The organism is Paenarthrobacter sp. 10L420 (genome assembly GCF_056395385.1).
Genome location: NZ_JBFTJK010000001.1, coordinates 597,037 through 621,965, shown reverse-complemented (window position 1 = coordinate 621,965; position 24,929 = coordinate 597,037). Strand labels below are relative to the sequence as shown.

Sequence of the window (24,929 nt, the reverse complement as noted above, 5' to 3'; positions counted from 1 at the left end):
GGGCGCCGTCACCCTCGTCACTGCTCGCCTTGCTGGACACGCACGACGGCGGCGCTCCCGCCCGGAAGGGTCAGCGAACCGTCGTCGAGGACTACTTCCGTGTCGGTTGCCAGCAGCAGGGAGCCACCCATAGGCGAATCCAGAGGCTCGTCACCAAAGTTGCACACCACGCGGATGGCGCCGCGGGTCATCTCCAGCCAGTGCTCGTCGTCGTCGAACTCCACCGTGGTCTCGCCAAAACCTCCGTTCACCAACTCCGGCGTGTTCCGGCGCAGCTGTGCTAAATCCCGATACAGCTGCAGCAGGCGGGCGTGGTCCCCGGCGCTGGGCTCGCCCCAGTCCAGCTTTGAGCGCTTGAAAGTTTCGGGATCCTGGGGGTCCGGCACAACGGCAGGGTCCCAGCCCATTCGTTCAAATTCCTTGATCCGGCCCTTCGCTGTGGCCTCCCCCAATTCCGGTTCGGGGTGCGAGGTGAAGAACTGCCACGGCGTGGAAGCCCCAAATTCCTCGCCCATGAAAAGCATGGGTGTGAAAGGGGATGTCATCGTCAGCACTGCGCCGATCGCCAACCGATCATATGACACTGATGCAGTAAGCCGGTCACCGGTGGCACGGTTGCCGATCTGATCGTGGTTTTGCAGGCAAACTACCAACGCGGAAGGATGCGCGAGGTCGTGCCGGATCGGCCGACCGTGGTGGCGTCCCCGGAAGCTTGAGTAGCTGCCATCGTGGAGGAAGCCGTGCTCGAGGACCTTTGCGAGGACAGCGAGGGAATCGAAGTCCGCGTAGTACCCGGTGGTTTCACCGCTGAGGTTCACGTGCAGGGCGTGGTGGAAGTCGTCACTCCATTGGCCCTCCAGGCCATAACCGTTGTCCTTACGGGGATAGATGAGCCGCGGATTGTTCAGATCCGATTCTGCGATCAGGGTTTTTGTCACCCCGGTTTCCGCTTCGATCTGGTCTCCCAGCGCACCAAAGTCCTCAAGGATGTGCACGGCCCGTTCATCGCGCAGGGCGTGCACGGCGTCGAGCCTGAGCCCATCCACGTGATAGTCGCGGAGCCACATCGCCGCGTTCTCCAGGATGTAACGGCGTACCTCGTCGGAGCCCGGGCCATCGAGGTTTACCGAGTCGCCCCACGTGTTCCCCTCCCCGGATTTCAGGTAGGGGCCAAATTTGGGCAGGTAATTGCCGCTGGGGCCAAGATGGTTGTAGACCACATCCTGGATAACGCCCAAGCCCGCTGCGTGGGCGGCATCGACGAATCGCTGGTAGGCCTCCGGGCCACCGTAGGGCTCGTGGATGGCGTACCACAGCACGCCGTCGTAGCCCCAGTTGTGAACTCCGTTGAAAGCATTGACTGGCAGCAGTTCGATGAAGTCGACGCCCAGGTTAACCAAGTAGTCCAGTTTCCGGGCGGCAGCGTCAAGTGTGCCTTCGGGAGTGAACGTGCCCAGGTGGAGCTCATAGATGACGGATCCCTTGAGGCTGCGCCCCTTCCACTCACCATCCCCCCAGTGGTAGGCGGCAGGATCGAAGATAGCGGACAATCCATGCACCCCGTCCGGCTGCCGCCTCGAGCGCGGATCGGGAAACGGCCCCTCGCCGTCCACGAAGTACCCGTACGCAACCGCGTCGCCTTCCTGGCCAGTGACCTCTACGGACGCGCGCCACCATCCTGTAGCGCCGCCGTCGTGGATTTGTTCCATGGCGTGCTCGCTACCTCCGGCGAGCAGCTTCACAGATCCGGCGTTGGGCGCCCAGACGTCATAACGGTTTTTTCCAGCAGCGTGCTCCAGCATCGTGTCCCCTGTGCTTGTTTTAGCTTGCGTTGCAGTGGCGGTGTTGGTTTGGGTGTTCGTGTTCAGCGGATCAGTCAGCGGGCACCAGCAGTGCGACCGGGTAGTGCTCCAGCAGCGTAGCAACCGCGACGGAACCGGCGTCGTACGTGGTTCCGGTCAGTTCGTCATGGCAGTTGACCGGCAAGTCGATGGCCGTATCCCGCCAACCGCCTTCACGCGCGAGGCGCTTGGGCAGCCGCGTGCCAACGGTAATGGCACCGGGCGCGTCCACACCGCGGCTGAATGCAACCACATGCTCAGCTGCCGCGCCGCTCGCGTGCAAAGGCCCGTAGCCGCCGAACAGCTCTGGCCGGTCCCGACGCAACCTGAGCGCCCTGGAGACCACCAGCAGTTTGGCAGATTCGTCCGTGAACTCAGGCCGCGCACCAGCATCGAGTTCCGCGAGCGCCGCGGTCCGGGCTTGGAAGTCCACTGGTCGCCGGTTATCGGGGTCAGTCAGTGACCCATCCCGGAACTCTGTGCCCTGATAGACATCCGGAACGCCGGGCATGGTCAATTGGATGAGCTTGGCTGAGAGCGAGTTCGAAGTTCCGTAAGGTTCGAGTTCCTCGACGAAATTCTCCAACGCGGCAGCGACCTCGGGGACGTCAAAAACGGCGTCGACGGCGGCAGCCAAATGACGCTCGAAGTCCAGGTTGGGGTCGGTCCAGTTGGTCGAATTTCCGGCTTCGCGGGCGGCCTTGAGCGCATACGATTGGAGGCGCCCACGATCGGCGGGCCAAGCGCCTGCAATGGACTGCCAAACAAGGGCGGCCAGCGGACCGTCCGGGATGGGCGCCAGCTCCTGGACAGTGCCAAGGAAGAGTTCCCATTCGGGGACAGATTCGGAAATCACCGAAATCCTGGCCCGGGCGTCCTCGCTGCGCTTGGTGTCGTGGGTGCTCAGCGTGGTCATGGAGAGCGGGATCTCTGCCTGATGACGTGCCATGCGCTCGTGGAACTCATCAGACGAAAGCGCAAACTCAGTGGGATCGGCGCCCACTTCGGTGAGCGTCCCCAAGCGTGTGTAGCGGAAGAATGCGGTGTCCTCCACACCCTTGGCCATCACCATGCCGGAGGTCTGTTGGAAGCGGCGGGCGAGTTCCCCAGTGGTATCAGTCAGGAGTGGACTTAGCCCGTTCAGCACAGACCGGAGCCCCGGCCGATGTTGTGCTGCCCGTTCCATGGCTTCTTCCAGGATCTCCTGGCCGTGCGGAAGGTAGGTCCTGTAGACGGGGAACCAGCAAATAATCTCGGCCAGGGCATCGGCTACCTCGTCGCGCGGCAATTCCGGTGACTCGGGAACAAGCCGCGACAACCGGAGGATTTCAGACCTCAGGATGCCATCGGCGATGCGCCGTTTGGTCCCGTGGATCATGTCCGCATAGTCAGCCGGCTGGGCTGCATACCGCAGCCGGGCATCGAGGGAGTCCAGGTATTCCTCGGCTGCTGGGTCAACGAACAGGCGGTCTACGTCCGCCAGTGCGTCATACCCTGTGGTGCCTTCGCAATCAAAGGTTTCCGGCAGTTTCTCTCCCGGCTCAAGGATCTTCTCCACCAGGAGGTACGCCCCGCCCGTCTCCTTGCGAAGCCTTGCAAGATACCCTTCAGGATCCGCCAGCCCATCGGGGTGATCGATCCTGAGACCATTCACCAGCTCTTCGCGGAACCATCGCACGATTTCCTCATGCGCCTCATCGAATACCCACGCAACCTCGACGCGAACGCCTGCCAGGGTATTGACTGCGAAGAAGCGGCGGTAGTTCAATTCAGCGTCCGCGCGGCGCCAGCCCACCAGTTCATAGTGCTGCCGCGAATGAACCTCCTGCGGGCTGTCTCCAGCACTGAAGCTGCCCTCGGCCAACGGGAAACGGTGATCGTAGTAGTGCAGTTCGCCGTCCACCACAGTGAGTTGCCCAAGGTCGTCATCGCTGCCGAGCACGGGGATACGGATCTTTCCGCCGCCGAAGTCCCAGTCGACGTCGAACGCTTCCGCGTACTTGGACGAGCGACCCTCCTTCAGGAGCTGCCACCACCAGGCATTCTGTCCTGGCGAGGCGACACCCATGTGGTTGGGAACGATGTCCGCCAGGATGCCAAGTCCTTTCGAGCGCGCGGCCTTGGACAACGCAGCCAGACCCTCGGCTCCGCCACGGGCAGGATCCACGGACGAAGGATCCGTGACGTCATAACCGTGGTCTGAGCCTTCTTCCGCGGTGAGGATCGGCGATACGTAGACCCAATCGACCCCAAGGTTGTGCAGGTACCCGGTGAGTTCCGCGGCGTCCTGAAGCGTAAAGCTTTGGCGGATTTGCAGCCTGTACGTTGACACGGGGGTCCTCATGAGTCCGCCTTCTTCGAAGTACGGCGCCTCCGTGCGGGTTTTGATTCCGCAACGGGTGGATCTCCCCCGTCGGAAGCGCTGACCGCCTCTGCCCCATTCGTAGATCGAGCGTTCGTCGACGAATCTGTCCGCTTCGAATCCACCGCAGGAGCCGTGAGCGACGCCGTTTCGGGCGTGCTCGTCTGACTTAGGGCGGCAAGGGAGGCGGCCACAGAGTGGTCCGGCTCAGACTCTGGTGTGCTGTGGGCACGAAGCACCACGAGTGACTTCGCTGCGATCATCAGGATCTGATCCGCCTTCACGACGTCTGAATCAGCGCCTTCACCCCCGGTGTCGATCATGACGTCCCACGCAGGGGCATATTCGTCTGATGGCACCCGGAACCCAACCTCGTCCGCGTCCGCATTGAAGTAGAGGAGGAAATTGACGTCGGTGATCCGGCGGCCCTGTGTGTCCCGTCCGTGGATGCCGTCACCGTTCAAGAACACGCCAACAGAACGGCCCAGCGCGGTGTCCCAATCCGAGGGCGTCATGGTGCTGGCGTCGGCATCCAGCCATACGATGTCCGGAAGCCGCTCGCCCTCGCCTCGCAACACCGGCCGGCCATCGAAGAATCTGCTTCGGCGCAGGCTGGGGTGTTTGGCCCGCAAGGCGCTAACAGCAGCCGTGAACTCCACCAAGGGCTGGTCAACGCTATCCCAGTTGATCCAGGTGAGCTCGGAGTCCTGACAGTAACCGTTGTTATTGCCCTGCTGCGTCCTTCCAAGTTCATCGCCATGCAGGAGCATGGGAACGCCCTGTGACAGGAAAAGGGAGGCGATGAAGTTCCGCTGCTGGCGGGCCCTGAGGCCTAGAACCTTGGGATCGTCCGTGGGGCCTTCAACGCCGCAATTCCATGAGCGATTATGCGATTCGCCGTCGTTATTGCCCTCACCGTTGGCCTCGTTGTGTTTCTCGTTGTACGACACGAGATCGGCCAAGGTGAAGCCATCGTGGGCAGTGACGAAGTTGATCGATGCCACAGGCCGGCGCCCGGAGTGTTCGTAGAGGTCGGCAGAGCCTGTCAGACGCGAGGCGAACTCACCGAGCGTGGAGGGTTCTCCGCGCCAGAAGTCGCGGACAGTGTCCCGGTACTGGCCGTTCCATTCCGTCCATTGCGGCGGGAAGTTGCCCACCTGGTATCCACCCGGACCCACATCCCACGGTTCGGCAATGAGCTTCACCTGAGACACGACGGGGTCCTGCTGGATGAGTTCGAAGAAGGTTGAGAGCTTGTCCACGTCATAGAATTCGCGGGCCAGGGTGGACGCGAGGTCGAAACGGAACCCGTCCACGTGCATCTCCGTCACCCAGTAGCGGAGCGAATCCATCAGCAGCTGAAGTGAATGCGGACTGCGGACATTCAATGAGTTGCCGGTGCCGGTGTAGTCCATGTAGTACTTTTGGTCGTTCTCCACCAGGCGGTAGTACGCGGAATTGTCGATGCCCTTGAATGACAGGGTAGGTCCGAGGTGGTTGCCTTCAGCCGTGTGGTTGTAAACGACGTCCAGGATGACTTCGATCCCGGCGTTGTGCAGGGAACGCACCATGGCCTTGAAATCCTGGACCTGCTGGCCGGTATCACCCTTGGAACTGTAGCTGTTATGCGGGGCGAAGAAGCCGATGGTGTTGTAGCCCCAGTAGTTGTTCAGGCCCTTGTCCTGCAGGATCCCGTCATTGACGAACTGATGCACCGGCATGAGCTCGATCGCAGTAATACCCAACTTTTGAAGGTGGGAGATGACTGCGGGGTGAGCCACGCCAGCGTACGTTCCGCGCTGTTCCTCGGGAACCTCTGGATGCAGCTGGGTAAGTCCCTTGACGTGTGCCTCGTAGATGACGGACTTGTGGTACGGAATCTTCAGTAGTTTGTCGCCGTCCCAGTCGAAGAACGGGTTAATGACGACGCCCAGCATCATGTGCGGTGCGGAGTCGGCGTCATTCCGGGAGTCCGGGTCCCCCATGTTGTAGGAGAACAGTGCCGGGTCCCAGTCGATCTGCCGGTGGATGGCCTTGGCATATGGGTCCAGCAACAGCTTGTTGGGGTTGAACCGCTGGCCGGCATCGGGGTTGTAAGGTCCGTGCACCCGATAGCCATATTTCTGTCCCGGTTGGACTTGCGGCAGGTAGCAGTGCCACACGTAGCCGTCCACCTCGCTGACATCTACGCGGACTTCCCCGCCGTCGTCGTCGAAGAGGCACAGTTCCACTTTCTCGGCCTTCTCGCTGAACAGCGCGAAGTTGGTGCCGGTGCCGTCAAAGGTGGCTCCAAGCGGATAGGCCGATCCAGGCCAGACTTCCATGCGTTCTCCTCTGGTGATGCGGATAACTTGCTGCAAGCCTACTCATGACCCCTGACACGGACAGTAACCTTACGGTCTTGTGCGGTCGTATTCCGCAGTCAGCGAACCTATGACGCTCGGTACCGCTGCCAAGATCGCCGAGGCTGTAAGGGGGCCACCATCAAAATCTTTCGACGCGATCGCACCTGCTCGGCCATGAACACTGGCGGCAACCGCGGCCACAGCAGCCCAGCGGTCGTCCAGTTTCAAACCCAGGGCCGCGTACGCGCCGTCGTCGTCCTTGACCGAGTCCACAGATTGCGCCAGCAATGCGCCCAGAATGCCCGCCAGGACATCGCCGCTGCCGGCGGTCGCCATCCAGGCGGTGCCCTCGGACTGACTGAAAACAACGCCCGACGGCGAGGCCACCAGTGTGGTGGCACCCTTCAGGAGGACTGTGGCGCCGGTTTGTTCGGCTGCTTGCCGTACGAAGTGCAGCGGCCGCGACTCGACGTCCTCGCGGGTCACGGCGACCTCGCCACTGGACGGAAGGGATGCCAGCAGTGTCGCAAGTTCCCCGGCGTGGGGCGTGAGGATCCACTGCGCGGGACAATGCTCCGGCAGGATGCTCAAGGCTCCGGCGTCGACGACGACTGGCAGCTCAGCGGCAATCGCTGACTCCGCGGCGTCCCCGGCACGTCGGAGTTGGTCCTCCCCGTCCACGCCCGGACCAAGCAGCCACGCTTGAACGCGCCCAGGATCGTCCGTCTCCCACAGTGCCTCGGGCGTCCGGGTGAGCACTTGGCGTGCCGCAGATTCGGGCCCCACGTAACGGACCATGCCTGCGCCGGTCACTGCTGCCGCATGGACGCTCAGCACGGCTGCCCCGGCAAAACGAACCGAGCCCGCAACGACACCCAGGACGCCGCGGGAGTACTTATGGGAGCGGCGGCCGGGTTTGGGGAGCAAGGAATTCAGGTCCGTGAAAGCAAGCCGGCGCAGCTCAGGGGTATCCAGGGAATCCTCGATCCCAATCTGCACCAGAACGACGCGTCCGGCACAGCCCTCACCGGGGTCTGTCATCAAACCGGCCTTGATGCCACCGAAAGTCACAGTGACATCGGCGTCCAACACCGGCCAGTGGACTTCCCCTGTGGTCGCATCCAGTCCGCTGGGGAGATCGCACGCCACCACACAACGGGGCTTCAGCTCCTGAAGGGAAGCAACCAACTCCGCAGAAGCATCACGCAATCCGCCCCGCGCGCCGGTGCCCAGGAGGGCATCGATAATGACATCGTCACCAGCGCAGAGGACGGCAAGCTCCTCGGCATTGCCGGGATCCAGTTGCAGCACACGGCCGCCCGCAGCCTGAAACGCCACCAGCGCGTCAGGGTGGACTTCCGCTGAGGCGAGGACCGCCGTCGTCCGCATGCCGCGGCGGGCAAGCATGGAAGCCGCGAAGAGGCCGTCACCGCCGTTATTGCCCTTGCCTGCCAGAACCGTCACGCTGGCGCCGGTCAGCTTGCGCCGGGCCTTAACCACGCGGGCCACTTCCTGTGCCAAGCCGTAAGCGGCCCGTTGCATGAGAACAGCGCCCTCACCGGAGTCCAGGAGCGGTTGTTCCGCATCCCTGATCTGTTGTCCGGTGAAGGCGCTGATCATCGTTATATGAAGGTCCGTTTAGCCCTCGGCGAGGACATACGCCGTAGCGATGCCGCCATCGTGGCTCATGGACAGGTGCCAGCGCTTGACGCCTTTGGCGTCAGATACGGCCAGCACCGTTCCTTTGACCTGAACGGTCGGACCATTCTGGTCAAGTCCGATCCAGCAGTCCTGCCAGTTCATGCCGGCGGGAGCGCCCAGGACCTTGGCCACCGCTTCCTTGGCAGCGAAGCGCGCAGCGAGTGATCTGGTGTTGAGTTCCCGCTCCGCAGGAACAAACAGTCTGTCCCGCAATCCGGGGGTCCGCTCCAGCTGCCGGGCGAACCGCTCGATGTCTACGACGTCTACGCCAATGCCAACAATCATGCGGTTATTCTACGGTCACGCTCTTGGCGAGGTTACGCGGCTGATCGACGTCGTAACCCTTCGCCCCGGCCAGCTCGGCAGCAAAGATCTGCAGGGGCACGGTGGTGAGCAGCGGCATGAGCAGCGTGGGCGTCTCGGGGACGTAGAACACGTGCTCTGCGTAATCCTTGACCGACTCGTCGCCTTCCTCCGCAATGACCAGAGTGCGTGCACCACGTGCGCGGACTTCCTGGATGTTGCTGACAACCTTGGAGTGGAGGGAGTCACGACCACGCGGGGACGGCACAACCACGAAAACCGGCTGGCCGTCGTCGATCAGGGCGATCGGTCCGTGCTTGAGTTCACCAGCGGCGAAGCCCTCAGCGTGGATGTAGGCAATTTCCTTGAGTTTCAAGGCGCCTTCCAGGGCAACCGGGTAGCCAACGTGGCGGCCCAGGAACAAGACGGACTTTTCGTCCTTCATGCTGCGGGCGAGTTCACGCAAGGGACCTGCGTTGTCCAGGATCTTCTGAATCTTGGCCGGGATCTTGTTCAGGTCCGCGAGGACGTCCTTGATCTGGCCGGAGAAGATGTTGCCACGCAGCTGGGCCAGGTAAAGGCCAAGCAGGTAGGCGGCAGTGATCTGGGCGAGGAACGCCTTGGTGGATGCAACTGCGATCTCCGGACCAGCGTGGGTGTAGAGCACGGCGTCGGATTCGCGCGGGATGGTGGAACCGTTGGTGTTGCAAATGGAGATCGTCTTGGCGCCCTGTTCGCGGGCGTAGCGGACGGCCATGAGCGTATCCATGGTCTCGCCGGACTGGCTGATGGAAACCACCAGGGTGTTGGCGTCAACGATCGGATCGCGGTAACGGAACTCGTGTGCGAGCTCTACTTCCGTGGGGATACGGCACCAGTTTTCGATGGCGTACTTGGCAACCAGCCCAGCGTAGGCTGCGGTACCGCATGCCAGAACGATGATCTTGTCAACCTGCTTGAGGAGTTCCGGATCGATGCGGACTTCGTCCAGCGTCAGCTTTCCGTTGAGGTCCGAGCGTCCCAGGAGAGTCTGCGCTACGGCGTCGGGCTGGTCGTGGATTTCCTTCTCCATGAAGGAGCTGAAGCCACCCTTTTCGGCAGAAGCCGGGTCCCAGTCAACGTGGTATTCCTTGCCTTCAGCGGGAGCGCCGAAGAAGTCTGTGATCTCCACGGAGTCCGCGGTGATGGTGACGATCTGGTCCTGGCCGAGTTCCACGGCGCGACGCGTGTAGTCGATGAAGCCGGAGACGTCCGAGCCGAGGAAGTTCTCGCCGTCGCCAAGGCCAACCACGAGCGGGGAGTTACGGCGGGCGGCCACGACGACGTCGGGCTGGTCCGCGTGGACGGCGAGGAGGGTGAATGCACCTTCCAGGCGCTGGCAGGCCAGTCGCATCGCGTGGGTGAGGTCGCCGCCGTTGCCGTTGAGTTCGTTGCGGAAGATGTCGCCAACCAGTGCAGCAGCAACTTCGGTGTCTGTCTCCGACTCGAAGGTGACGCCCTTACCCAGCAGTTCTTGCTTGAGCTCGGCGAAGTTTTCGATGATGCCGTTGTGAATCAACGCCAGACGCCCGCCGTCGGAAAGGTGCGGGTGTGCGTTACGGTCGGTGGGCCCACCATGCGTGGCCCAACGGGTGTGGCCAATGCCGGTCAGGGATTCGGGAACCGGGTTTGCTTCCAGTTCACTGATCAGGTTGCTCAACTTGCCGGACTTTTTACGGGACGAGATGGTTCCATCAGCCACCACTGCGACGCCAGCGGAGTCATAGCCGCGGTACTCAAGACGACGCAGCCCCTCCACGACGACGTCAAGGGCGCTGTGACCAGCTGCCTTACGAGACGAATTGCCAACATAGCCTACGATTCCACACATGGGTATAAGCCTAACGGCTAGGTCAAACAACTGATGTGGGACATCCCTTCTCCTCCTATTGCCAGTGACTGGTTAATCACCCACAATTCACCTTCACGTCGTCGCGCATTTCCTGATCCGCCGGGCTAAGGGCAGAATCAGAACGTGACTTTGCAACGCACCGAAGCAAACGGCGACGGCGCTTCCCCCTTTGTTGAGCTGGACCGCCAAACGTGGTCCCGGCTCGCAGCACAGATGGAGCAGCCCCTCAACGAAGAGGACATTTTCCGCCTCCGAGGGCTCGGCGATCCCCTGGATATGAAGGAAGTGCGGGAGGTATACCTCCCCCTTTCGCGGCTTCTGCACCTTTACGTGCAGGCTTCGCATGAGCTACACGCAGCGACAACAACGTTCCTGGGCGAGCAAACGCAGCGCACCCCGTTCGTCATCGGTGTGGCCGGTTCCGTGGCTGTTGGAAAGTCCACCATCGCCCGTGTTCTTCGTGAAATGCTGCGGCGCTGGCCGGGAACACCAAACGTAGAACTCATCACCACAGACGGCTTCCTGTACCCGCTGGCCGAGCTGAAGCGCCGGCATTTGCTGGAACGCAAGGGTTTCCCGGAGTCCTACGACCGCCGTGCGCTATTGCGTTTTGTGTCGGAAATCAAAGGCGGAGCCGAGGAAGTCCGGGCACCGTGGTACTCCCACGTCACCTACGACATCGTCCCAGGCAAGGAAGTTGTTGTGCGCCGCCCGGACGTCCTGATCGTTGAAGGGCTCAACGTTCTGGCCCCTGCCAGGCCCCGCATGGATGGCAAGCAGGGCCTCGCGCTGAGCGACTTCTTTGACTTCTCCATCTACGTTGACGCCAAGACCTCCTACATTGAGGAGTGGTACGTCGATCGGTTCCGAAAGCTCCGCACCACAGCCTTCGCCCAGCCAGAGTCCTACTTCCACCGCTACGCCACGCTCTCCGACGAAGATGCCGAATCAACAGCCCGCGGTATCTGGAAGCGCATCAATGAGCCGAACCTCGAAGAGAACGTCCTCCCCACCCGTGGCCGCGCGCAGCTGGTACTTACCAAGGACGCCGACCACTCCATCCGCCGCATGCTTTTGCGGAAGGTCTAAGTGGACATCCAACCTCAGCCGATGCCCAGCCGCCGGGCATTCGCGGGTCTCCTCACCGCTGGCGCAGGCATGGCCGCACTGGCTGCCTGCACTCCTGATGGCCCCGCAGCCTCCCCTGCAGCGACCTCCCCTGCCGGGACTTCGACGACACCGTCCACCGCCGCCTCGAGCGCCACGCCAACTCAAGTCACTGCAGCTACGCCCGCGGCGGCTACAGAACCTTCCAGCAGCCCTCCCACGGCAGCGCCCTCTCAGGCCGCAGCCAAGCAGTTCTCGCTGACCGATCCAGCCAGCCCGTGGGTGGTGGTCAACAAACACCGGCCGTTGAACCCGCAGAACTACGTCCCGGCGGATTTGGTTCAGCCAAACATCCGGCTCGCCGTCAGCGGCGAAGCCGCCCTGATGAACAGCACGACGGCGACTGCCGCAGAAAAGATGTTTGGCGCAGCGGCAGCCGAGGGCGTCGTCATGGCATTGGCATCCGGGTACCGTTCCTATTCCACCCAGGTGGTCACCTACAACGGCTACGTCGCCAGCAGTGGCCAAGTTGCAGCCGACCGGGCTTCGGCACGCCCCGGTCATTCCGAACACCAAACGGGCTGGTCCTTTGACATTGGCGACGGCGGAGGTGCCTGCAGTTTCCAACCCTGCTTCGCCGACCAACCCGCGGCTATCTGGGCCAAAGCCAACGCGCACAAATTCGGTTTCATCGTCCGCTATCCATGGATGTTCCACGAAACCACAGGATACTTCTACGAGTCCTGGCACCTACGCTACATCGGCGTCGAAGCAGCGACAGAGATGAACACCCGAGGCATCGCAACGCTTGAGGAGTACTTCGGGTTGGAAGCAGCACCGGACTACCTGTAGCGCCGGTCCTTTTAGAGCCCGTCCTTTTAACCAGTGCGGCCCGCCCTCCTGCAAACCAGTAAACCGGTGATCAGGAAAGCGGGCCGAGGTTGCTTGGGTTCTATACAGCCAGTTCGCTGGGAGCGCTAAGGCGTTCTTTGACTACAGCAGCCAGGCTGTTGCAAATTCGTTCAGCAGTCTCCATGTCGGCGGCTTCCACCATGACGCGGACCAGAGCCTCGGTACCGGACGGGCGGAGCAGCACGCGGCCGGTTTCGCCCAGTTCCAATTCAGCAGCGGCTACCGCTGCGGCCACGCCTTCGTCGGTGCCTGCCCGGGCCTTGTCTACGCCCTTGACGTTGATCATGAGCTGCGGGAGCTTGGTCATCGCCGTAGCGAGCTCCTTCAAGCTACGCCCTGTGAGGGCCACCTGCGCAGCAAGCTGCAAGCCGGTGAGCACTCCATCGCCGGTGGTTGCGTAATCGGAGAAGATCACGTGGCCGGACTGTTCGCCACCCAGGTTGTAGCCGCCGTCGCGCATTTCCTCCAGCACGTAACGGTCGCCAACAGCGGTTTCGCGGATGGTGATGCCGGCATTGCGAAGGGCGATCTTGAGTCCGAGGTTGCTCATGACCGTGGCAACCAGGATGCTGTCCTTGAGTTTGCCCGCTTCATTGAGCGCCAGTGCCAGGATCGCCATGATCTGGTCGCCATCTACTTCGTTGCCTTCGTGGTCCACAGCGAGGCAACGGTCGGCGTCGCCGTCGTGGGCAATGCCGAGGTTCGCTCCGTGCTTTACCACCGCTTCCTTCAACGGACCCAGGTGGGTGGAGCCCACGCCGTCGTTGATGTTCAGGCCGTCCGGCTCGGCGCCAATGACGACTACGTCTGCGCCGGCGTCCTTGAATACCTGCGGCGAACAACCGCTCGCCGCGCCGTGTGCGCAGTCCAGGACAACCTTCAGGCCTTCGAGGCGCTTGGGGAGGGTGCCGAGCAGGTGGACAATGTAGCGGTCTTCAGCGTCGGAGAAGCGCTGGATGCGTCCGACGTCGCCGCCCACCGGGCGCTGTGGCTCTTTGCCGAGCTGCGCTTCGATGGCGTCCTCGACGTCGTCGGGCAGCTTCTGGCCGCCGCGTGCGAAGAACTTGATCCCATTGTCCGGGGCGGGGTTGTGGGAAGCCGAGAGCATAACGCCGAAATCGGCGTCGAGGTCTGCCACCAGGTAGGCCGCAGCCGGGGTGGGCAGCACCCCGGCGTCATAGACATCGATGCCGGAGCTGGAGAGCCCCGCTTCGACGGCGGCGGCAAGGAACTCGCCACTCGCTCTGGGGTCCCGGGCGACGACGGCGCGAGGCCGCTTGCCATCGGTTGTGCGGTCATGGCCGAGTACGACGGCGGCGGCCTGGGCCAGCTGCATAGCCAGCTCGGCGGTGAGCAATCCGTTCGCGAGACCGCGCACGCCATCTGTTCCAAATAATCTAGACATCGGCTCAAGTTTAGACGACGACGGGACACCACCCGTCCAGCAGCGTGTCGGAACGTCATGTGCGCGGGTCAAATCCGGCTCTCAGCACGCCTCTTTGAACTGCTTAATCGCAACCTTCTTAAACGGCGAAAGCCCGCCCCGCCGAAACGGCGGAACGGGCTTTCGAGCAAGCGCAGATTAACGCTTGGAGTACTGCTGAGCCTTACGTGCCTTCTTGAGACCGGCCTTCTTACGCTCGATGACGCGGGCGTCACGGCGCAGGTAACCGGCCTTCTTGAGGGTGGCGCGGTTGTTGTCGACGTCGATCTCGTTCAGCGAGCGAGCAACACCGAGGCGCAGTGCACCGGCTTGGCCGGAGATGCCACCGCCGTGAATGCGGGCGATGACGTCGTAGGCGCCTTCAAGATCAAGGATCTTGAAGGGCTCGTTGACGTCCTGCTGGTGCAGCTTGTTCGGGAAGTAGTTCTCGAGCGTACGGCCGTTGATGATCCACTTGCCGGAACCCGGGATGACGCGAACGCGTGCAACGGCTTCCTTGCGGCGGCCAACAGCTGCACCGGCAACGGTCAGTGCCGGGCGCTCCTTCTTGGGCGCATCTTCAACAGATGTGCTTTCAGAGGTGTAGCTGGTGAGGGTTTCCTCAGCCTCGACGGCTTCGGCGGTCAGTTCTTCGTTCTGAGCCACGGTTCTCCTTGTAATAAAAAGTTGTTTGGTGGCCAGGACTACTGGGCGACCTGGGTGATTTCGAAAGTCTTCGGCTGCTGTGCAGCGTGCGGGTGCTCGGGGCCTGCGTAGACCTTGAGCTTGCCCAGCTGCTGAGCGGCGAGGGAGTTCTTGGGGAGCATGCCCTTGATGGCCTTCTCAACAGCGCGAACCGGGTTGGATTCCAGCAGCTCGGCGTAGTTGACGGAGGTCAGGCCGCCCGGGTAGCCGGAGTGGCGGTATGCGCGCTTCTGCTCCAGCTTGGCGCCGGTGAGGGCAACCTTTTCAGCGTTGATGATGATGACGAAGTCGCCCATGTCCATGTGGGACGCAAAGGTCGGCTTGTGCTTTCCGCGCAGCAGTGTTGCGGTCTGGCTGGCAAGACGACCAAGGACAACGTCGGTGGCGTCAATGACGTGCCACTGGCGGTTGATATCGCCGGGCTTCGGGGTGTACGTACGCACGGTTTTGCCTCGTTCTTGTTCTGGCGTTCATGTTTTAGGCGACACGCAGTGAGGCGTGTACCTACTATGTATGCGTTACCGGAGCAGAGGTGAGGGCTCTATAGACCAGTCATCCCAGAATCTCGATATGCCTCTTGAGTTAGCGATCCTGCAACTGGATCCCCGAGAAGGCATGTGTCATCGAGATAGGACACGCACAACGACTATAAACAATACCTTCAACGGGCCGTCCGGGTCAAAATGGGGTATCCGCCCCTCGGGGTCGCATGCGCTTTGAGGGAGAGTACATGACCAACGGTCCCGTTTTCCTGCTCCTGCTCGCCGTTGCCGGCCTGCTGTTGAGCCCGGCCGTCGAGTTCGTGATCGCCCGTGCCCTGCCGCGACTCGGCGAGCCACCTTCCCTTAAGGTCCGGATCACGACGGCGGCAGTCACCGCACTGCTCTTTGCTCTGCTGGGTTGGCGCTTTGGTTTTACCGCGGAATTGCCGGCGTTCCTTTTATTGGCACTTCTTGGGGTGCAGCTTTCGAGAATTGATTTCACGCTCCATTTGCTGCCAAACCCCCTCGTTTTGTTCCTGCTTGGGGGTGGTTTTGTCCTCCTTGCAGCTTCCGCTGCACTGGCTCCCGCCTGGCCGGAGCTGCTCCGAGCACTCGCCGGCGGCCTCATACTCTTCGTTGGCTACCTGATTCTGGGACTTATTTCTCCGAGAAGCCTCGGAATGGGCGATGTGAAGCTCGCAGCACCCGTCGGACTGTACTTGGGGTACTTGGGTTGGAAGCAAGTACTCTACGGCGGACTACTGGGATTCGTGGTGGGTGGCGTGCTCACGGTGCTGCTGTGGCGGCTGAGTCGCAAGGAAAAGCCTGCAGAAACAGCCCACGGACCTGCGATGGTTGTCGCGGCGCTGGGCGTGACTCTGCTACTTCAGTAGGCCTGCGCCCGTTGGCATTTCCGAGGCTCTTCATGGGCTCAAAAATCTAAGGCTGCTGTCTATTCCAAGTAGTCGCTTGCCCTTTTTGACTTCCAAACCGAGTACTCCCCTGCCCTTCTACGGGTGACAACTGGATTTGTGTTGCAGGAATTCGAGTACGACTACGCATTGTTCAGCGGTAGGTCCAGGGTGAATTCTTATCTCATCGAATTCCGAACCGCTAAAGGCAACATGGGGGTAGTTCGGAAAGCGAGGCAAATTCCGATAATTTGCTGGACCTATATCCAAATTAACCAAACCCTAAAAATTCATCTGGGAAGGATTTTCCAATGTCTGCTCTTATGATCTCTGTTATCTCGTTCGTCGCCGGCGTCAAGGCCCGCCTCACCTCCGAGGAGAAGGGCGCGACGATGGTTGAATACGGCATCATGGTCGCCGCCATCGCCGTGGTCGTATCCGTTGCAGCCTTCGCCCTTGGCACCAAGGTCTTCAACCTCTTCGACGGCATTACCTTGGCCCCGTAAGAAGCATTCGATGGTTGGTCGTGGGGGCTAGTTGGCAACCACGGCCAACCAATCGCTTTAACTCAACATTTTGTCTGGATCTGGGACCAGGAGAACACCTTGAAATCTACGACGAACGAGCGGGGTGCCGCCGCAGTTGAAATGGCCATCGTGCTGCCGCTCCTACTGCTAATCCTTCTGGGAATAATGGAATTCGGCCGGGCGTATAACGTCCAGGTTTCACTCACACAAGCAGCACGTGAGGGAGCCCGTTATGCGGCAGTTCATTACAAGGACGGCGGGCTGAACGTCTCTGGCGCGGCGTTGGCCGCCGCTCCAGCACTCAACGGTCTTGGCGTCACGGTTAGTGACAACGCTGCCGGCTGTGCCCCCGGATCCAACGTTAAAGTAACCACCAGCGTCTCACTGCCTTCAATGTCAGGATTCCTGGACTCTGGGTTTTTTGGAGCACCCGGCATCTTCCCACTCAACATGACGGGAGTGGGGGTAATGCGATGCGGTGGATAAGCAGTCACTGGGCGCACAAGATTTGGCGCCGCCACATGCCAGTCGAGGACAGGGAACGTGGCGCCGCCGCTGTCATTGTGGCAGGCACCATGGTGGTCTTGTTAGGTTTCGCAGCCCTTGCAGTAGATGTGGGCGCTGTCTACGCAGAAAAGGCACAATTGCAAAATGGTGCCGACGCAGCTGCTCTAGCCATCGCCACTGATTGCGCGGGTGGAAGTTGCGGGAGCAGCTCAACCACTGGAAACCAGTTCGCCAACAATAACGCGAACGATAACTCAAGTGGAGCTGTGGTCACGTTTCCCGCGGCAACCACTGTCCGCGTTGTAACCAACGCCCGCGATGCGGGTTCGGGCGCCAACAGTTTCTCACTGTTCTTTGCCCGGGCCTTCGGTGTCGAAACAACGCAAGTGCATGCGACGGCAGAAGCATCCTGGGGTGCTCCGAAGAGTGCAACCACTTTGCCTTGGACCGTCAGTGAATGTGTTTTCAAAAAGTACCTTTCCCCGGCGCAACTTGCCTCGCTCAATTCGACCGGCACCTTTACTGGCGATCCAATTCCCACTCACGTCACGCTTCGCTACGACACGAACGCTCCGGCAGTTGGTGGGTGCGTAGCCCAAAATGGCTACCAGCCCGGCGGTTTTGGCTGGCTTGAGACCACCTCAGGCTGCTCGACCGACATAAGCATTAGTGCTGTAGTACAGGGCCAGCCTGGTAACCACTTCCCCAACGGGGCCACCTGCAATTCAGTGCTTGCCCACATCATGGACGAGCCAGCACTGATACCACTCTTCAAAACGGCAGCGCAAAACGGCAATAAAACAAAGTACACCCTGATCGGTTTTGCAGCCTTCCAAGTCACCGGATACAAGTTCGACGGTGGCCAGAAACTGGATCCATTAGCACCCAGCTGTACAGGTAATTGCCGAGCGCTGCAGGGCTATTTCTCCCGTTTCGTATCACTCGAAGAAGGTTCTCAGTCGTCAGGTGGCATTCCCAACTATGGAGCGTCTGTTGTAACGCTCACCAAATAGGCGCTCGTTGAGCGTCTCCTATCAATAAAAACTCACGAGAACTCGGAAGGAGTTACAAAGTGAAAACACGCCTACTGGGAGGCATTGCAGCACTGCTATTGGCAGTCATCGGCACGGTCTTGCTGGTCACCTATGTTCAGGGGGCCGACAAGCGGGCACAGCAAGGGCTAGATCCCGTCAGCGTACTTGTGGTGAAGGAGCGTATTCCGGCCGGCACCAAAGTCGAAGAAATTCAATCGAAGGTCAAGGCGGAGACGCTACCTCAATCCGCCGTTGCACCAGGCACCATTAATGCCCTCACCGATCAAAAGGGCAAAGTCACCTCCGCGGAACTGCAGCCCGGCGAACAATTGCTGGGAGTGAAACTAGTTAACCCGAAGGATCTGGCGCCTGGAACCGTGCCCGTCCCGGAGGGCCTACAGGAGACAACGTTCGTGTTGGCGCCGGAACGCATTCTCGGTGGCCGCATCGAGGCCGGCGATACTGTCACGGTGTTCGCGTCCTTCAAGCTGGACGACTCCGTCCCTGCGGGCGCCAACCTCCCTGCCAACATGACGGGTTGGAAGAACTTCACGGAGTTGCTCTATCACGACGTCCTCGTGACTGCGGTCCAGCAGGCTAGTCCTGACGCTGAAAAGTCTGCGGGAACCGAGAAAGGTGTAGCTCTTCCCAACGGCTCGGCCTATGTGACCGTGGCGGTGAGCGACGCCAATGCATCCAAGATGGTCTTCGGCGCGGAGTTCGGGACGTTGTGGCTTTCGAAGCAGACGGACAAGACGGCGAAGAGCGATCCGCCAACAACAACGTTCGGAGGGCTGGTCCAATGAGCCGCTTTGTAGCCATCACTGCAGTACGAGATTTTGAGGCCCGTGTTCGCCAGGCCATCACGGGAGCCCTGCACGGGGACTTGCAGACACTCTCCCCTGATGTGTTGAAGGGTGGAACGGACGACGTCTTCAAGCAGCTGACCGGCGCGCCACCCGAGGTCATGATTCTGGGACCAGGCGTGAATCCGGATGATGCGCTGAAGTTGGCTACTGTCTTCGACCTTCAGTACCCGGAAATCAGCCTCCTGCTGGTGGCTGACCCGTCTGCTGAGATCGTGCTCCGCGCCATGCATTCGGGCATCCGGGACGTGGTCACGCCAGAGATTGAAATCAACGAGCTACGCGTTCTTCTTGAACGTGCGTGTCTTGCCGCTGCCAGCCGGCGGCGTGGCATGCAGCCTGCAGCTGAGTCGGGACAAGAACGAGGCAGAGTCATTGCCGTCATGTCCCCGAAGGGCGGCGTTGGCAAGACAACCATTGCCACCAATCTTGCGGTCGGACTTGGAGCACTTGCTCCGATGAGTGTGGTGATTGTTGATCTGGATCTTCAGTTTGGCGATGTTGCCTCCGGCCTGCTACTTGAGCCGGAACACTCCATCACGGAGGCCGTCCATGGCCCTGCGGCCCAGGACTCGATGGTACTCAAGGCGTTCCTTACAGTTCATCCTGCTGGAATATATGCCCTATGCGCACCACAGAAGCCCTCGGATTCTGACTACATCACCGCTCAACACGTGAGCAGACTCATCACTCAACTAGCGACAGAGTTCAGATACGTGGTGGTGGACACAGCACCTGGTTTAGGCGAACACTGCCTCGCCACGCTTGAACTGGCAACAGATGGGGTCTGGGTCTGTGGAATGGATGTTCCCAGCATTCGCGGGCTTCGTAAATGCTTCAGTGTGCTGAGAGAGCTCCAGCTGCTCCCTCAAGGCCGCCACACAGTTCTCAACTTCGCTGACAGGAAGAGTGGCATTTCCGTCCAGGACGTAGAGGCGACTATTGGCGTTCCTGTAGACACCGTTATCCCGCGTTCACGTAATCTGCCGTTCTCTACCAACCGTGGTGTCCCCATTCTCCAGGGAACCACGCGCGATTCGGCAACCAAGGGCTTGAAGAAACTGGTTGAGCGTTTTGACCCTCGCCTTGAAACCGTCCCGCAGAACAAGCTGCACCGAAGGGTTGTGGTGTCATGAAGCTGTCAGAAAGGCTCTCGAAGAACAGCCCATTAGCCGCGATGGAAATGCCTGTAAGTGAGTCCGTATCAACCTTGTCAGCACAAACCGCTGCTCCGATCTTGGGCGGCGTGCTGGCTGCCCCAGCTACCGATGCTTTAGGCGGCCTAAAACAGCGGGCGGCCTCTGCCCTGTTTGAACGAATGGGAAGCAGGCTCGGAGACACTTCATCGTCCGAGGAAGATCTTCGTTCATTTGCGGTCGACGAGCTTTCCGCAGTCATCGACGATGAGCAGGTCCCTTTGTCCCCGGAAGAGCGGCGGCGTCTCATCCGGGAAATCGCTGACGAAGTGATGGGATTTGGCCCCCTGCAACGTCTGCTTGAGGACCCAAGTGTGACGGAAGTGATGGTCAACCGCTTTGATCAAATCTATGTTGAACGCCACGGGCAACTAGCACTAACAGATCTGCAATTCAGTTCCGACGCACATCTCCGGAAGGTCATTGAACGGATTGTTTCCAAGGTGGGACGTCGGATCGATGAATCGTCACCGCTTGTCGACGCTCGCTTGGAGGACGGCTCTCGCGTCAACGCGATCATTCCTCCGCTGGCAGTCAACGGACCATCACTGACCATCAGAAAGTTCAGCCACGTCCCCCTGACGGTACGAAACCTCATCGAATGGGGATCCATGAGTCAGGAGATGGCGGAGCTTCTCAGTGCATGCGTAAGGGCCCGGCTCAACGTGATTGTCTCCGGGGGCACTGGCACGGGAAAAACCACCCTACTGAATGTTTTGTCCTCTTTCATTCCTGAATCCGATCGCATCGTCACCATCGAAGATGCTGTGGAACTACAACTGCAGCAGCAGCACGTTGTCAGGCTGGAGAGTCGCCCGCCCAATATCGAAGGAAAGGGCGCGATAAGCATCCGAGATTTGGTGCGAAACTCCCTCCGTATGCGTCCCGACCGCATCATTGTGGGCGAGGTCCGCGGGGGCGAGTCCCTTGACATGTTGCAGGCCATGAATACCGGCCACGACGGCTCATTGTCTACCGTTCACGCCAACTCTCCTCGCGATGCCATAGCCCGCTTGGAGACGCTCGTGCTGATGGCCGGGATGGATCTTCCTCTCCGGGCGATTCGCGAACAGGTGTCGTCCGCCGTTGACCTGATAGTGCAGGTCACCAGGCTTAGGGACGGGAGCCGGCGTATCACTCACGTGACTGAAGTCCAGGGTATGGAGGGAGATGTCGTGACTTTGCAGGACGCATTCATCTTCGATTATTCGGCAGGTCTGGACCCTCAGGGACGCTTCTTGGGAAAAGCGCTTCCGACCGGCATCCGCCCCCGTTTTCTGGACCGGTTCGCCGAGCTCGGAATAGCCGTTTCGCCAGCGATCTTCGGAGTGCAGTCGCTCCCCGCGGGAAGGCGGTAGCCATGGACACGCCGCTCATTTTCATCACAGCGATCGGACTATGTCTCGCAGCCCTCGTTGTGCTGGTCGCCGTAGTCTTGAAACCGCGGAACGGCAGCATCCCATTGGAGCGCCGCCGGATGGAGGTGTTATCAGAGGCTTCGGTTGTAGGCCGTGTTTCCGAGTCCGCCGTTCACTGGGTGGATTCGGCTCTTGGCAAGTCCGGAGGACCGTTCAATCGCGAGGTTCTCTACAATGCCGGCGTGAAGCAGGCGCCGGCCGACGTAACTGTCGTGGTCGGTATTGCGACTTTACTTTTCGGCGGCTTCGGTTGGCTGCTCCTTAACCCCATCATTGGCATCCTCCTGGCTATTGCTGCCCCTTTCGGGGCCAAGTTGGTCCTAGTGTCCAAAACGGAGAAGCGCAGGGCTGCGTTTGAGAAGCAACTGACGGATACCATCCAGATGTTGATCGGCGGTCTTCGTGTCGGGCACAGCATCATGCGCTCACTGGAAGCGGCAGCCAAGGAATCGCAAGCACCCACCTCTGAGGAGTTGGGGCGAGTAGTGAACGAGGTCAGGATCGGGCAAGATCCCCGGCAAGCCCTTGAGGACGCTGCCGACCGGATGCAGAGTGAAGATTTTCGCTGGATCGGTCAGGCGGTGCAGATAAATCGTGAAGTGGGAGGAGACCTGGCAGAAGTTTTGGAACAGGTCGCCGGAACCATCCGCGAGCGAAGTGAAATCAAGGGCCATGTCCGGTCCCTAAGCGCTGAAGGCAAGATGTCCGCCTTGATCCTCATGGCCCTGCCTCTTGTAGTGGCAGGTGCCCTCGCAATCATAAATCCAGGATATGTGCGCGTCTTTGTTGACCAACCGGTGGGAATAGCCCTGGCGGTGCTGAGTTTCCTGCTCTTTGTCGTAGGTGGCTTCTGGATGAGTCGCACCGTAAAGATCAAGTTCTAGGAGGTCCGATCATGACTCCCATTGCATGGCTGTTCATAGCCATTATCGTGGTGCCCTTGGCATATTTCGCTTGGTCCTTGACAACCATTGACCGCAAAGGCTTGGTGTCCATCCAGTCAAATCTTGGCTCCGGGTTTGGTCCGGGTGCTGAGGCAAGTATCCGCCGCGTCCCGATCGTGCTCGGGGTGGCCAGGAAACTCATGCCTGGCAGTTACGAAGCTAAATTGGACCATTGGCTAGCTTTGGCTGGGCGGCCCAGCTCGATGCCGCTGCCCAAAATTATTGCCATAAAGCCGATTCTGGCCACCTCTGGTGCATTGACTGGTGTGCTACTTCTGGTAGCGAGTGGAAACGGCGCAGCCGTCACCTTTGGCTTGCTCCTGACAATAAGCCTGTATTTCCTCCCTGATCTCCTGATCTACAACACAGGAATCAAACGCCAGGAAGCAATAAAGCTCGAGTTCCCCAACACCTTGGACCAGATGCTCATTTCCGTAGAAGCCGGACTTGGCTTCGAATCTGCCATGGAACGGGCATCAGCAAATGGAGACGGTCCCCTGGCCATTGAACTCATGCGGACTCTCCAAGACATCCAGGTCGGTCGTCCACGCCAGGAAGCCTACGAAGCTCTGGCAGAGCGTTGCGCAGTGCCAGATGTGCGCAGCTTTGTCTTGGCGGTTATACAAGCTGACAAGTACGGCATAGGTATAGCCAACGTCCTCCGCGCCCAAGCGAAGCAAGCACGCGTCAAGCGTCGGCAGAATGCCGAAGAACGGGCCATGAAACTTCCCGTCAAGGTGCTCTTTCCCCTGCTGTTCTGCATCTTTCCGGTGCTGTTCATAGTCCTTCTGGGTCCGGCGGCCATCAAGATCATCCAAGCCTTCAGCTGATCTTGTCCCTCGGGAATTAGACCGGCCGTTCGCGGATCCCAGACCGTGGACGGCCACAACGGCCCCCTTCCGGTACCCAGAGCCGGGAGGGGGTCCTCCAACGTCCGGGGTTACTCGCGCCGGGCCCTCGTCAGCTCAGCCCGTGCCAGCAGCTCACTGTCCGAGGGGTACGCCACTTCCTCCAGAACCAACGGGTGGGGTGCGGCCAACACGGACTTCGCATCACGCTTACGTTCCAGAAGCCGTTCATGCAGCCAGCCCGGTTGCTCCAGGCCCTCCCCAACACGCAGGGCCGAGCCCACCAGGGACCTGACCATGTTGTGGCAGAACGCATCCGCCTGAACGGTGGCGACAATGACCCCGTCACTCCCCCGTTCGAACTCAAACTTCTGCAGTTCGCGGATGGTCGTGGCTCCCTCGCGGGGCTTGCAGTAGGAACGGAAATCCTGGAGCCCCAGCAACTGGGAAGCGCCTTCATTCATCAGCGCAACGTTCAAGGGCGCCTTGTGCCACAGCGTGATCCCACGAAGCACCGGATCCCAACGCTCCGCGCCATCGGCAATGCGGTAACTGTAGCGCCGCCACAACGCGGAGAACCGGGCGTCGAATCCTTCCGGCGCCAGACCGGCGTCGTGCACTTCTATGGCACCGGTCAGGTCACCGAGAATGCGGCTGAGGGCCCCGCGAAGGCGACGCAAAAGCGCCACGGCGGGGTCCAGTTCGTGCCCGCGCGGAAGTCCAAGCCACTCGGCTTCCGTCAGATCCAGATGGACCACCTGGCCGCGGGCGTGGACGCCGGCGTCAGTGCGACCAGCAACCGTGACCCGGACCGGACGGCGCACGAGGAGGGCCAGCGCTTCCTCAAGTGCTCCCTGCACGGTGACCAAGCCGGGCTGCAGTGCCCAGCCGTTGAAGGGTCCTCCGTCATAGGAAAGATCCATGCGGATACGCAAAAACCCGCCGCCCCCCAAAGCGGGGGCAGCGGGTTTTCGTTCGTTCATAGACTTAAGTCTACTGTGAAGAATTCAGTGAATTACTTCTTGTCCTCAGCGGCCGGAGCCTCTTCGGTCTCAGCAACTTCAGCGTCAGCAGCCTCGGCCTCAGCGGCCGGAGCCTCTTCGGTTTCGGCAGCTTCGGTCTCTACAGCCTCGGTCTCAACAACCTCTTCCTCAGCAGCCGGGGCAGCCTTGGCAGCAGCAGCGGTTGCTTCAGCAACTACGGCCTGCTTCGGGGAAACCGGCTCGAGGACGAGCTCGATGACAGCCATGGGAGCGTTGTCGCCCTTGCGGTTGCCGATCTTGGTGATACGGGTGTAGCCACCATCGCGGTTGGCGACGGCGCCGGCGATGTCGGTGAACAGCTCGTGGACGATGCCCTTGTCGCTGATCAGGCCGAGAACGCGGCGGCGGGAAGAGAGGTCGCCACGCTTGGCGAAGGTGACCAAACGCTCTGCGTACGGCTTCAGGCGCTTGGCCTTGGTAACCGTGGTGGTGATGCGCTTGTGCTCAAACAGAGCAGCTGCCAGGTTCGCGAGCATCAGGCGCTCGTGAGCCGGGCCGCCTCCGAGGCGCGGACCCTTAGTGGGGGTAGGCATAATAATTTCTCCTGTTGTGTAAGCCGGTCA

At 60.7% G+C, this 24,929-nt stretch carries 22 protein-coding genes; 11 read left to right on the top strand and 11 right to left on the bottom strand.

Going from position 1 to position 24,929, the window contains the following annotated elements:
• Positions 1 to 17: 17 nt before the first annotated feature.
• The 6 genes from treZ to glmS all read right to left on the bottom strand — a co-directional run bounded on the left by treZ (position 18) and on the right by glmS (position 10,422).
• Positions 18 to 1,802, bottom strand: coding sequence for a malto-oligosyltrehalose trehalohydrolase (gene treZ, locus AC1DD5_RS03035; protein ID WP_477520577.1), 1,785 nt, complete (start codon positions 1,800 to 1,802; stop codon positions 18 to 20).
• Positions 1,803 to 1,872: 70 nt separating this feature from the next.
• Positions 1,873 to 4,185, bottom strand: a complete 2,313-nt coding sequence (gene treY / locus AC1DD5_RS03030; protein ID WP_477520576.1) for a malto-oligosyltrehalose synthase — start codon at positions 4,183 to 4,185, stop codon at positions 1,873 to 1,875.
• On the bottom strand, positions 4,182 to 6,527 hold the full coding sequence (glgX, locus tag AC1DD5_RS03025; RefSeq protein ID WP_442018352.1) for a glycogen debranching protein GlgX: 2,346 nt from the start codon (positions 6,525 to 6,527) through the stop codon (positions 4,182 to 4,184). Before glgX ends, treY begins: the two co-directional genes overlap by 4 nt.
• A gap of 69 nt (positions 6,528 to 6,596) precedes the next feature.
• Positions 6,597 to 8,168, bottom strand: a complete 1,572-nt coding sequence (locus AC1DD5_RS03020; protein WP_477520575.1) for an NAD(P)H-hydrate dehydratase — start codon at positions 8,166 to 8,168, stop codon at positions 6,597 to 6,599.
• An 18-nt stretch (positions 8,169 to 8,186) separates the two neighbouring features.
• Positions 8,187 to 8,534 carry a holo-ACP synthase gene (locus AC1DD5_RS03015; RefSeq protein ID WP_216925115.1) on the bottom strand — a complete coding sequence of 116 codons (348 nt, stop codon included), beginning with the start codon at positions 8,532 to 8,534 and terminating at the stop codon, positions 8,187 to 8,189.
• 4 nt (positions 8,535 to 8,538) lie between these two features.
• Positions 8,539 to 10,422, bottom strand: coding sequence for a glutamine--fructose-6-phosphate transaminase (isomerizing) (gene glmS, locus AC1DD5_RS03010; protein WP_442004083.1), 1,884 nt, complete (start codon positions 10,420 to 10,422; stop codon positions 8,539 to 8,541).
• A 144-nt stretch (positions 10,423 to 10,566) separates the two neighbouring features.
• Between glmS and coaA the strand changes: the two genes are divergently transcribed.
• Together coaA and AC1DD5_RS03000 are read left to right on the top strand one after the other, a co-directional pair.
• The gene (gene coaA / locus AC1DD5_RS03005; protein WP_477518160.1) at positions 10,567 to 11,532 is read left to right on the top strand and encodes a type I pantothenate kinase; all 966 of its coding nucleotides are present in this window, start codon (positions 10,567 to 10,569) and stop codon (positions 11,530 to 11,532) included.
• 21 nt (positions 11,533 to 11,553) lie between these two features.
• Positions 11,554 to 12,402, top strand: coding sequence for a M15 family metallopeptidase (locus AC1DD5_RS03000; RefSeq protein WP_477520738.1), 849 nt, complete (start codon positions 11,554 to 11,556; stop codon positions 12,400 to 12,402).
• Between the two features lie 100 nt (positions 12,403 to 12,502).
• Here AC1DD5_RS03000 and glmM read toward each other — a convergent pair whose 3' ends face one another.
• From glmM to rplM, 3 genes are all read right to left on the bottom strand, one after another.
• Positions 12,503 to 13,867, bottom strand: a complete 1,365-nt coding sequence (glmM, locus tag AC1DD5_RS02995) for a phosphoglucosamine mutase (protein ID WP_223946542.1) — start codon at positions 13,865 to 13,867, stop codon at positions 12,503 to 12,505.
• Between the two features lie 177 nt (positions 13,868 to 14,044).
• Positions 14,045 to 14,551: a 30S ribosomal protein S9 gene (gene rpsI / locus AC1DD5_RS02990; RefSeq protein WP_216925110.1), complete on the bottom strand. Its 507-nt coding sequence runs from the start codon at positions 14,549 to 14,551 to the stop codon at positions 14,045 to 14,047.
• A gap of 38 nt (positions 14,552 to 14,589) precedes the next feature.
• Positions 14,590 to 15,033, bottom strand: coding sequence for a 50S ribosomal protein L13 (gene rplM / locus AC1DD5_RS02985; protein ID WP_011775554.1), 444 nt, complete (start codon positions 15,031 to 15,033; stop codon positions 14,590 to 14,592).
• A 287-nt stretch (positions 15,034 to 15,320) separates the two neighbouring features.
• On the opposite strand from rplM, the gene AC1DD5_RS02980 reads away from it, so the two are divergent.
• The 9 genes from AC1DD5_RS02980 (at position 15,321) to AC1DD5_RS02940 (ending at position 23,305) form a co-directional block, all read left to right on the top strand.
• A complete protein-coding gene (locus tag AC1DD5_RS02980; protein ID WP_477520574.1) occupies positions 15,321 to 15,965 on the top strand; it encodes a prepilin peptidase in 645 nt (214 codons plus the stop codon).
• A gap of 329 nt (positions 15,966 to 16,294) precedes the next feature.
• Positions 16,295 to 16,489, top strand: a complete 195-nt coding sequence (locus AC1DD5_RS02975; RefSeq protein WP_477520573.1) for a Flp family type IVb pilin — start codon at positions 16,295 to 16,297, stop codon at positions 16,487 to 16,489.
• Between the two features lie 99 nt (positions 16,490 to 16,588).
• Entirely contained in the window at positions 16,589 to 16,996 is a 408-nt protein-coding gene (locus AC1DD5_RS02970; protein ID WP_477520572.1) for a TadE/TadG family type IV pilus assembly protein, read from the top strand.
• A complete protein-coding gene (locus tag AC1DD5_RS02965; RefSeq protein WP_477520571.1) occupies positions 16,984 to 18,030 on the top strand; it encodes a pilus assembly protein TadG-related protein in 1,047 nt (348 codons plus the stop codon). The genes AC1DD5_RS02970 and AC1DD5_RS02965 overlap by 13 nt, the downstream gene beginning before the upstream one ends.
• Positions 18,031 to 18,089: 59 nt before the next feature.
• Positions 18,090 to 18,857 carry a Flp pilus assembly protein CpaB gene (cpaB, locus tag AC1DD5_RS02960; RefSeq protein WP_477520570.1) on the top strand — a complete coding sequence of 256 codons (768 nt, stop codon included), beginning with the start codon at positions 18,090 to 18,092 and terminating at the stop codon, positions 18,855 to 18,857.
• Positions 18,854 to 20,053: a CpaE/TadZ family protein gene (locus AC1DD5_RS02955; protein ID WP_477520569.1), complete on the top strand. Its 1,200-nt coding sequence runs from the start codon at positions 18,854 to 18,856 to the stop codon at positions 20,051 to 20,053. Before cpaB ends, AC1DD5_RS02955 begins: the two co-directional genes overlap by 4 nt.
• Entirely contained in the window at positions 20,050 to 21,471 is a 1,422-nt protein-coding gene (locus AC1DD5_RS02950; RefSeq protein ID WP_477520568.1) for a CpaF family protein, read from the top strand. Before AC1DD5_RS02955 ends, AC1DD5_RS02950 begins: the two co-directional genes overlap by 4 nt.
• 2 nt (positions 21,472 to 21,473) lie before the next feature.
• Positions 21,474 to 22,415, top strand: coding sequence for a type II secretion system F family protein (locus tag AC1DD5_RS02945; RefSeq protein WP_477520567.1), 942 nt, complete (start codon positions 21,474 to 21,476; stop codon positions 22,413 to 22,415).
• An 11-nt stretch (positions 22,416 to 22,426) separates the two neighbouring features.
• The gene (locus AC1DD5_RS02940) at positions 22,427 to 23,305 is read left to right on the top strand and encodes a type II secretion system F family protein (RefSeq protein ID WP_477520566.1); all 879 of its coding nucleotides are present in this window, start codon (positions 22,427 to 22,429) and stop codon (positions 23,303 to 23,305) included.
• A gap of 110 nt (positions 23,306 to 23,415) precedes the next feature.
• Here AC1DD5_RS02940 and truA read toward each other — a convergent pair whose 3' ends face one another.
• The gene (truA, locus tag AC1DD5_RS02935) at positions 23,416 to 24,306 is read right to left on the bottom strand and encodes a tRNA pseudouridine(38-40) synthase TruA (protein ID WP_477520565.1); all 891 of its coding nucleotides are present in this window, start codon (positions 24,304 to 24,306) and stop codon (positions 23,416 to 23,418) included.
• A 32-nt stretch (positions 24,307 to 24,338) separates the two neighbouring features.
• The gene (gene rplQ / locus AC1DD5_RS02930) at positions 24,339 to 24,899 is read right to left on the bottom strand and encodes a 50S ribosomal protein L17 (protein ID WP_216925100.1); all 561 of its coding nucleotides are present in this window, start codon (positions 24,897 to 24,899) and stop codon (positions 24,339 to 24,341) included.
• Between the last annotated feature and the right edge of the window lie 30 nt (positions 24,900 to 24,929).